Raw genomic sequence first — 9,922 nt, 5'->3', positions numbered from 1 at the left:
ATACAGCCCGTATTCCACCGAATCGACCTCGATGCTCCTGTATTCGAAATCGCCGATCGAAAGGGTAAGGGATGGAAGGAGGGATTCAGGTTTGAATCTGTATTTCCCCTCACCGGTCTTTTCCGCATAGCCCTGAGATACAGCTTTCAGGTCAGGGGTGGTAGTCACGTCGAGCGAAAAATCGATAAAATCTCTTCTATGGTTTTCCGGATGTTCAGAACTGTAACCGGGGCCTGCCGCAGGATACCAGAGGGTCTCCGGGGTGAGAAGGATGTAGTCTTTGCTGACAAAAGAATATCTTTTGCCGATATTGACCATTCCTGCGTTTTCCAGTCTCAATGCTGCCATCCTGTCCTTTTCCAGGATGTCTGGATAGCAGGCATCTTCATCGATGGTACCCGAGTATGATACGCTGAACGAAAGTGTTTCCCCGGGATCTATCGTCTCCGCAGGATTGACGTAAAGGATGTGTTTCTCCCTTTCAAATCGCAGCGCGACTTCACCGGAAAGGACCTGTTCGACCTCAAGCCCCGGATTGAGTCGCAGGATCACCCTGTCTATGGAGGAGGGAGTATCGTTGATGACCTTCAGGGAAGCCTCCGCGGAGATCCGACTGCCATCATGGACGATGTCTATATCACAACTGACCGGAGTCGTGACGGGTTGTTCCGAGAGTTCGTTTCCAAGTGAGACCATTTCCCTGCGGAACTTCACGCCCGACCGGATATTTCCTGTATAGGCTACCATCATCACCGCTGCCAGGGCCAGCAGGACGAAAGCCGATATTCGAGATAATCCCGTCATGGCCCGCGACTGAGGCAGACGCTTGAGAAGGATGATCGTAAATGAGATCAGCGACATTCCAAGAACGAAGTAGATGCCCCTGTGGAGAAGTAGTGTGGAAGTATCACTGAACCCGGTGATCGATGAATACATCAGAGGAACATTGTAGGCCATGTAGTCGAAAAGGGCGTTAAACCTTCCTGCAAGAAAAAAGAGAGTAGTAGCTATATAACCCAGGATCACGATGAAAGTGACAGCCTGGTTTCTGATGAGGACCATCAGGAAGAATGACAGGCCAAGTATGAAGACCAGGGTAGGAAGGCTGATCACAAGCGGGTAAATAAGATATGCCATCCATGCGACAGGCACTTCAGCAAGGATCAGCTGCATGATCAGGGACAGGGCCAGGACCATGACGTTGAGTATAAGGAACACAAACAGGATCCCGAATGTCTTGCCAAGTACATAGTCGCCGTTTGTCATTGAACGCATGTAGACGACTTCGGTCGTGTCGAGTTTCTTGTCCCTCTTGAGGAAATCGGAAGCGAGGAAGACAGCTATCACTGCCTGTACGGAGTTAAGGAACATTATCGAAATATATGGGATCGTCGATGAGATCCCCCTGAACGCCCAGGGCGAATGTGTCACCTTCGATAGGGACGCGAAATCCCAGAAACCGAGAAAGATGATCGCGATGCCGGAGAATATCCTGAAGAACCAGCTTCGTAGAAGGGTCCTGACCTCTATCTTCGCTACAGTGAAGATATTATAGAAAGATATCATGTGAGAAATCCTTTCACACTGGTTCGACTGGCATACTTCGTTTATTGGGCGGTCGGGACCTCGTGTTCCATGAAATATACATAAGCGTGTTCGAGGTCCGGATCTATCTCTTTCCCGGGATACCCATCAAGACTGTCCCCGACCACATCGACTTCCCAACCGTTTTCGGATGGAATAGTGGAAATGACCGAGAAACGTTCCTTTATGTCTTCCAATTCGCTTTCCAGTGCTTCGAAACGCCAGGAGTGGCCCCGGGCCATGTCGACGAGGCCTTCAGGATCTCCCTTGTAAACGACCCTGCCCTCGTGCAGAAGCGCGACATCGTTGCATGTACTCGAGATATCACCGACGATATGGGTCGAGAGGATGATGGTGACATCCCGGTGCTGCATATCGGCAATCAGATTGCGGAACCTGATACGTTCCTCAGGGTCGAGGCCGGTCGTTGGTTCGTCGACGACGATTATCTGCGGCGAACCGATCAGCGCCTGCGCGATTCCCAGTCTGCGTTTCATCCCACCGGAAAGCTTCCCCGCCATCCGGTCCCTTACATCGAACAGGCCTACCTGTTCGAGCATCTCGTCTACCGCATGCTTTCTTTTTTTCGTCTCACGAAGTCCGGAAAGGCTTGCCACATAGTCAAGGAATTCCCATGTCCTCAGCTTGGAGAAGAACCTGAAGTCCTGGGGCAGATAACCGAGCATCGATCTGATCTCCCGTCTGTTTCGTACCAGATCGAGGTCTCCGACACTGACATCCCCTGAGGATGGTTTCATCAGGGTGACGAGTATCTTCATCAGAGTGGTCTTGCCCGCGCCGTTGGGGCCGAGGAGGCCGAACATCCCGCTTCCTATTTCGAGGTTGACCGAGTCGAGCGCATGTTTTCCGTTTTTGTAGACCATATTCAGGTCTGCTATCGATATATTCATTACAGCCTTTCGCCCGATGGTGAAGTGTATCGTTGTTACGGATGACTGCTCTCTATTGTTCCAGTCTTTTTTAAATGGACAGCGGTTTCAGAAAAAGGTTTCATTTATTGTTGTTGTCGAGTGCAAGCCTATTACAGTTAAAGGGTTGACACAATAAAAAAGGTGTGTACCGCCAGCCGGTATTCCCGGTCGGCCAGATGATCACAGGGAGGGTGGCCCTAGTAGGAAATCTCATTTTCCTGACCGAACCTCACAAACAGTTCAAGGGCTCTTATTGCGCGGTCTATCTTCCTGAATACCGGCAAACCTGCTTCTTCCATCATCCTGACGGCCGGGTCGTAGATCGATCCTTCATTCATGCAGAAGACGACAGGTTTATCGTATTTTTTGAAGATCCTGATAAGTGTGTTCGGATGAGAATCAGGATTTGTGATATCTTCGTCGTGTTCCGGGCCGGCAGGGAGATTTTCCTGAGTCGATGTGGCGGCTACGTTCGAAATGACCGCGCAGTCCGTGTTATCGTCCTCGAGTATCGCTTCTACGCATTTTCCGTACTCTTCGGTAGTGATGGCCGGTGTGGCATCGACAGGGTTTTGAACATCGATGATCCCCGACGGCAGGTGTTCGGACAGAACCTCGATCGTTTTTTCGCTGAAGCGGGCCAGTCGCAGAGAGTAAAGTCTGTCCCCAGCCACCGAACATTCAAAGCCCGCGTCACTCGAGATACCGACATTTCGTCCCGCTACCCGTATTCCATCGAGGAGGGTGAATACCTTCACTGCATCCTCGACATCCTCGAGGGTGTCCGCCTCGTAAATTCCGGCGTCCTCCATAAGACGGGTGAACAGTTCATGGTCTGTGGCCATCGCGGCGGTGTGCGAAGCCGCGGCCTGAGCCCCGGCCGGAGTCCTTCCCGATTTGTAGACCAGGACCTTTTTGCCAGAGGAGGCGATCTCGCCCGCTACTTTCAGAAATCTTTCGCCGTCTCCCTCTTTGAATCCCTCGATATACAGGATGAATACATCGATCTTTTCGTCTTCACGAAGCTTTATCAGGTAGTCGGTGATCGTAAGGTCGATCTGGTTACCGACCGTGATCATATACCGGGGATCATAGAGGTCCAGAGCGGAAAGCAGGGTGACAAGCCAGGCACCGCTCTGGCTGACCACAGCTGTCTTCTCGCCGAAGGAGCCGCCCGGGGACAGCTTGTAATCCGGGAGGAAAAAAGTGTTATAGCCGCCTGGCCCCGATACGATCCCCATGCAGTTGGGGCCGTTAAGGACCGGACCCTTACCGGCATTCCGTGCATTATCGAGGGCCGTCCTGATCCTCTCTGAAAGATGTCTGCCTCCGCTGGTCTCATCAAAGCCACCGGAGATCAGGATCATCGATTCGGTCTTGTCTTCAGTGATAATTTTTTCGATCATCCCAACTGACCGCTCACTGGCAGGGATCGTGAATACGGCAAGATCGATTTTGTCGGGAAGGTCGTCTATCAATTCGAAAGCCACGCATCCCTCGATCTCAGTGGCCGACGGGTGAAGGAGAAATATCTTCTCTTTTTCTATCTTCCCGGTGGAGAGCAGGTTCCTGAGTATTATCCTGCCCATGTTCATCCTGTCGGCTGAAGCTCCGATCAACAGCATGTTTTCAGGATGCAGAAGGCTGTCGATTTTTTCCTGGGGAGGATGGATCCCTGTTGTCCTTTTTTCTGATATCCGCATCAGCGAGTCGAGAGGTACAAGCCTGCCGTCGCCGGTGATCTGAATCGGGTTGATCTCCAACTCATCTATAGTGACGCGGGATGTCTTTGAAGTGAGGGAGAAGTCCAGTGCGAGCCTGGCAATGGCTTCAAGAGCGGAAAATATTTTCTCCGGCTTGATCATCGGTTTCCGGGAGACCCTTGTACCACCGGTAATCAATGGATAGAAAAATGTCTTTTCGAGAGCCTTTAGAGTGGAATCACGGTCCAGGACTTTTTCTGCCGATCGGATAAACAGAGCTGCTCCTTCACGCAGGCCAGCCTTCCATACTTCGGTGCCCAGCCCTCCAAGTCCCGCGATGATCACCGGCCCAAGAGATGGGTCCTGTTTCAGAGTAAAGAGGAGTTGATGTGGCACATGATCGTCGATCTCAAGAAGTTCGGCCACCATCATCCCGGCAAGTGTAAAATCATTTTCATCGCATATATTGCTGAACGAGTCAAAGGTCGAATCCATCGCAGCTTTTGAGTTGGGGATCACTACTATTCCGCCGAACTCCGAGCGGTGCGGCATCTCAGGAGATATCAGTTTGCAGACTACACGGTCGCCGGGCATGTCCGGCGCTCCGGAATCGGGTATCTGGGATATTTTTGTATAGAAGGATGTCCGTGGTGTGTGGAATCCTGCTGTATCGAGGATCGAATAAGCTTCGTGCTCATATATGAATCTGCGTCCTGATTCCAGGATCGAATGCAGCAGGTCGTCAGTCTTTTTAGTCATTATTGTCATCGCCATGGTATTTATTGTCCAGGCAGAGGGCACTCTTCTGCACAAGTCTGTCGTATTTACTGCAGTACAACGCGATAAATGTGTGACACGCTCCGTCTAGATGTTTTTTTTCCGGGAACGAAGCATGTTCGCAATCAGGCGCGCACCATTTTGGGAAAGGACTGTTCATCAACACTCCCGCTAAAGATATAAATATAATCCTCCGAGAAAGAAGTATGACACAGTATATTCAAGTTGGATGAGCTTGTCGAATGAATAGTGGGGGTTACTTTTTCGGAGAGATATGACGGCGTTGAAGAATATAAGACAGGAGATCGATGCCCAGAAGAAGATCGTGTCCGGGCTGCGTGAGGAGATCTTCGGTGTCGACAAGACTGAAAGTTCTGAATATATCAAGAGATTTACCAGGGAATTCAGCAGATATCGCAAGACATGCAATCTCGATGACGTACTCGGAAGCGCCCTGAACAGTGATATCATCTATTTCGGAGATTATCATCCCCTCAAGGCCAGCCAGGAGTGGGCTGTCTTTCTTCTGAAGAGCCTGCTTGCAGGAGGCGCGAAAGTGGTCCTGGCCCTGGAGATGTTGTACGAGTACCAACAGGAATCCCTGGACAGATGGATGAAGGGCAGTTACGGGGAAGAGGAGTTTCTCCGGATAATCGATTACGAATCGGAATGGGGTTTTGACTGGGAGAATTTCAGGCCGTTCTTCATGGACATGAAGGAACCGCTCGTCCCCGTTTTTGGGATCGACTACGAACCCCGCGATCATCTGAAGTTCATCGGCCGCAGGGACAGGATGATGGCGAGAAAGATCGCTTCAATCAGAAGATTTTTCCCCGGGTATAAGATCCTCGTTGTAATCGGAGAATCCCACCTTGCGGGCAGCCATCTGCCACGGGAAGTCGAACAGGTCTGCGCCCCCGGGCTACGGACAACGACGATCGTACAGAATATCGACAGGTTGTACTGGAAACTGATGCTCAGGAGTATGGAGGACATCCCGGCTGTATCGGTGGGCAGGGGCAGGTTCTGCATATTCAACGCTTCACCTGTGATAAAATATCAGTCATATCGCGCGATGCTGGATCTCTGGTCGGACAAATCGGTATCCGAATCCGCGCTCAGTTCCCTCGAAGAGATGGTGGAGAATATACTCTCACTTCTAACCGGCAGCGATACTGGATTCGAGGTGACTGGAAGGGAGGAAGTAGGGCAGTCGATCGATGATGTTTTTCCGGAAGTGCACAGACGCAGTACCTACAGTTCTTTTGCTTGTCTTCTTCGTTCGAGGCAGGTCACCGAGGAGGGGATTCTGGCAACAAGCGCGAACTTGAGGGTGAGGGGGCTGGAATATTTCCCCGGACTGAACATATTTCTGATGGTCAGGTTCGATCAGACCTGTGCGGCGAGGGAAGCCGCAAGGTTTGTGCTCTACGCCATGAGGGACGAGGTCGGCAGGAGAAACAGGAAGGAGCGCCGCGAGGATGACAGGTTTTATGCCTACGTATTCGAAGAGGGTCTCAGCTGGGTGGGTGGACTTCTCGTCAATCCTCTCATCACTTCCGTCCCGGATGACGACCTGCAGGGCTGCATCGATGCCCGCGGGGCCGTGACTCGGCCAGTCGACGGATTTTCCATCATCGAAACACGCAGGCTTGCGGCTTACCTCAAGTATCATTTTAAAAGAGAGAAAGGAGTCTCTCTGCGGGTGACGAAAAAGCTTCGAGAGATCTTTCGACTCGATATCAGGGAGAGGCTGCTTATTATAAGGGTCCTGGGTAGAATACTTGGAAGCAATCTTTACAATGCCTATCATGAAGGACGAATATCAAGAGAGGAACTTGCCGGACTTTTCAGGACAGATTTCTGCGAACCTGGCAGCGGTTCCCGACTCTATCTGGAATACATAAAAAGACTTTCGTCCGGATAATGATATTCCTGCCAGCAGTTTTTATTTGAATTTTTATCACTTAACGTTCAGAATCAGCCGAAATGTGCCGTCAAGTGACGGCAGGAGGTCAATAATGGATGATGCAAGAGATATTATCGATCAGACCGTACTCGTAAAGCTGACGAATACCGCGGGTATAGAGTTCACCGGAATAGAAGGGGACGGACCTTTCTTCTGCAGGGTAATCGCCGTGGATGAGATCGGTATGTGGGTGGAGAACAGACATTTCCTGACCGTTGAGATCCGGGACAATGACGGGAAAGATATTCCTGTCAGCAAGAGAAAGAAAGAATCAAACACGGTCAATTTCCTGCTGCCCTGGAGAAATGTACTTACCGTGGTCAGGTTTCCCGAGAAGGATCAGAAGGAATTCGCCAATAAGGCCCTCGGGGTCGATGCTGATAATTCCGGCAGGATAGGGTTCATCAAATAACTGTTTAACCGTACACGGTTGGGCCAGAAAGCCACGATATGAGGGTTTTTACATCCATTCAACGGATGAGACCGGGACTGCTGGTCATCATCAGTTTCACCCTTGCCGCGGTCATCGGCGCGATACTGCTCGCGCTGCCGGCAGCTTCGGTGGGCGACCCTCTTTCAGCGGTCGATGCGCTGTTTACTGCGACGTCCGCTGTTTGTGTGACAGGGCTTGTCGTAGTTGAAACAGGTTCTCATTTTACGATGTTCGGCAAATCCGTTATCCTGGCCCTTATCCAGCTTGGGGGGTTGGGTCTGATGACTTTTTCCGTGTTTCTGTTCCTGTTTCTTGGAAAGGGACTCGGGACGAGGCAGAGATGGATAATGACAGAGACTTTCACTCCAGCTCCAATAAAGAAGATCAGAAAACTGATAAGATCGATATTCGTCTTCACGTTCGTTGCTGAAGGGATCGGTGCCGCATCGCTGTTCTTTTTCTGGTACAGGGAGATGCCGTTCAAACAGGCGCTGTATCATAGTGTCTTTCACTCGGTCTCCGCGTTCTGCAACGCAGGGTTTTCCACTTATCGGGAGAGTTTCGTTCAGTATCAGGGTGACGTATGGTTGAACATGACAATAATGGTATTAATCGTCGCTGGAGGAATAGGTTTCCCGGTGATCTACGAATTGAGGAACAGACTTTTTAATCGAAACGTAAAGCGCAGACCGGCAGTTTCTCTTCATACAAAAATGGTCATTGCCACGACTGTTATTCTCGTTCTGGCAGGATGGAGCCTGATACTTCTCTCCGAAAGCAAGGGGGAGATATCGTCGATATCTATCAAGGACAAACTCCTGACTACCCTTTTCCAGTCTGTTACAGCCAGGACTGCCGGATTTAATACCCTCGACATCTCCAGGCTCGCTCCCGGGACTTTGTTCATGCTGGTCATGCTGATGTTTGTCGGGGCAAGCCCAGGTTCCTGTGGTGGAGGGATCAAGACGACATCGCTGGCCGTGTTCATGGCGATCTTCAAGAGCAAGATCGCAGGCAGAAGGAACATGAGTCTTTTCAAGAGGACTATTCCTGACGATGTGATCTCCCGCGCGCTGGCCGTATTTATACTTGCCGTTTTGGTCGTGACAGCCGGACTTATCTCTCTGCTGATCACGGAGATGACGACGAATCACGCGGGCAATGAATATTTTCTATCATATCTTTTTGAAGCAGTCTCGGCCTTCGGGACGGTCGGGCTTTCAATGGGAATAACGTCATCACTGACTGAAGCAGGAAAACTCGTGATAATCATGCTTATGATGGTGGGAAGGGTCGGACTTCTCACTGTAGCCTATGTCGTTACGCGCGCCGAGCACGGACGGCCATTCAAGTATGCCGGGGAAAAGGTGATGGTAGGGTAAGGGGACTCCCGACGGGGAGTGGAAAGGAATAATTATGTCGAACAAGTATGCTGTGATCGGATTGGGTAATTTCGGTTTTCATGTCGCTCGTACACTGTTCGAGGAAGGCCACGACGTGATCGCCCTCGATATTGAAGAGGATCTGGTACAAAAGATACGACCATACTGTTCGCAGGCGATCATCGGTGACGCCACGCAGAAAGAAATGTTGGCAACACTTGGCCTTGACGAAATGGAAGCGTCGATAGTGAGTATGGGGGGGAATGCCAACGCCGCCACGCTCATAACGCTCTACCTGAGAGAACTCGAAGTGAAGAAAATAGTCGTCAAGGCGACGAACGAGGACCACGGAAAGATACTCAGAAATGTGGGCGCGACGAATGTCATATTTCCGGAGAAAGATATGGCAGTGAAGGTGGCGATGAATCTCTCGGCCCCGGACGTGCTCGACTATCTGCCGATGTCGGGAGATTACATGATCGCAGAGATCGCCCCGATTGTGGAGTTCGTCGGCAAGTCTCTCGCGGAACTGGCGATGAGGTCGAAGTACAACGTCAACGTTATAGGAATAAAAGAGCTTGTGCCTGAGAACTTCGTTCTTGTTCCTGGGGCCGATTTTGTTATCAAGGACAGCGACGTGCTTGTGCTTATCGGCAAGGGAGAGGATATAAACCGGATCAAGCAGATAAAGAAATAGTAATTCAACCAGAGGAAGACACCGGAAGGAGAATAGGTATGAGAAGGTCTGCAATTATCGGGTCCCTGATGGCAATCGCCCTGTTATTTGTCTCAGAGCCTGCAGGAGCGGGGATAGGCGCGCGAGTGTATGGGGGATTCAGTCATATCTCATATTCTGATTATAATGACTGGGTCGATCAGGCAAACGAAGAAATTGGAATTGGGGAAAAGCTTGATAATATTAAATGGGTGCCTGAATTCGGGGGGGAGCTTTTCTACCCTGTATCACCGATGATCGAGATAGGACTGGGAGCGGGATTGATGTCGGGCAGTTCGGAATATTTTGTATCGGGAGGAAGCTCGACCATCAATTTCAACAGCAAAATCAAAGCCGTCCCAATTACGGCCAACTTGTATTTCAGGCCATCCGTGCCTTTTACGAGCATGAGTCCATACCTGTATGG

General features: G+C 50.7%; 9 protein-coding genes. 5 read left to right on the top strand and 4 right to left on the bottom strand.

The features are described from left to right. The 4 genes from KOO63_14240 to KOO63_14225 all read right to left on the bottom strand — a co-directional run. Positions 1–1,566, bottom strand: a 1,566-nt coding sequence (locus KOO63_14240; protein MBU8922973.1) for an ABC transporter permease, incomplete at its 3' end; no start/stop codon positions are given. Positions 1,567–1,607: 41 nt separating this feature from the next. Next, entirely contained in the window at positions 1,608–2,495 is an 888-nt protein-coding gene (locus tag KOO63_14235; protein MBU8922972.1) for an ABC transporter ATP-binding protein, read from the bottom strand. Positions 2,496–2,713: 218 nt separating this feature from the next. Further along, a complete protein-coding gene (locus KOO63_14230; protein ID MBU8922971.1) occupies positions 2,714–4,978 on the bottom strand; it encodes an acetate--CoA ligase family protein in 2,265 nt (754 codons plus the stop codon). Next, positions 4,971–5,156, bottom strand: coding sequence for a hypothetical protein (locus tag KOO63_14225; GenBank protein MBU8922970.1), 186 nt, complete (start codon positions 5,154–5,156; stop codon positions 4,971–4,973). The genes KOO63_14230 and KOO63_14225 overlap by 8 nt, the downstream gene beginning before the upstream one ends. A gap of 123 nt (positions 5,157–5,279) precedes the next feature. Between KOO63_14225 and KOO63_14220 the strand changes: the two genes are divergently transcribed. The 5 genes from KOO63_14220 to KOO63_14200 form a co-directional block, all read left to right on the top strand. After that, positions 5,280–6,923: a ChaN family lipoprotein gene (locus tag KOO63_14220; GenBank protein MBU8922969.1), complete on the top strand. Its 1,644-nt coding sequence runs from the start codon at positions 5,280–5,282 to the stop codon at positions 6,921–6,923. 94 nt (positions 6,924–7,017) lie between these two features. Continuing rightward, positions 7,018–7,377, top strand: a complete 360-nt coding sequence (locus KOO63_14215) for a hypothetical protein (GenBank protein MBU8922968.1) — start codon at positions 7,018–7,020, stop codon at positions 7,375–7,377. 38 nt (positions 7,378–7,415) lie between these two features. After that, positions 7,416–8,780, top strand: coding sequence for a TrkH family potassium uptake protein (locus KOO63_14210; protein ID MBU8922967.1), 1,365 nt, complete (start codon positions 7,416–7,418; stop codon positions 8,778–8,780). Positions 8,781–8,814: 34 nt separating this feature from the next. After that, positions 8,815–9,477 carry a TrkA family potassium uptake protein gene (locus KOO63_14205; GenBank protein ID MBU8922966.1) on the top strand — a complete coding sequence of 221 codons (663 nt, stop codon included), beginning with the start codon at positions 8,815–8,817 and terminating at the stop codon, positions 9,475–9,477. Between the two features lie 38 nt (positions 9,478–9,515). Further along, on the top strand, positions 9,516–9,922 hold a 407-nt coding region (locus tag KOO63_14200), incomplete at its 3' end, for a hypothetical protein (GenBank protein MBU8922965.1).

Source organism: Candidatus Latescibacterota bacterium, from assembly GCA_019038625.1.
Classification (GTDB): Bacteria; Krumholzibacteriota; Krumholzibacteriia; order Krumholzibacteriales; family Krumholzibacteriaceae; genus JAGLYV01.
The sequence above is the reverse complement of the archived record's forward strand: the minus strand, read 5'-3'. Positions and strand labels throughout refer to the sequence as shown.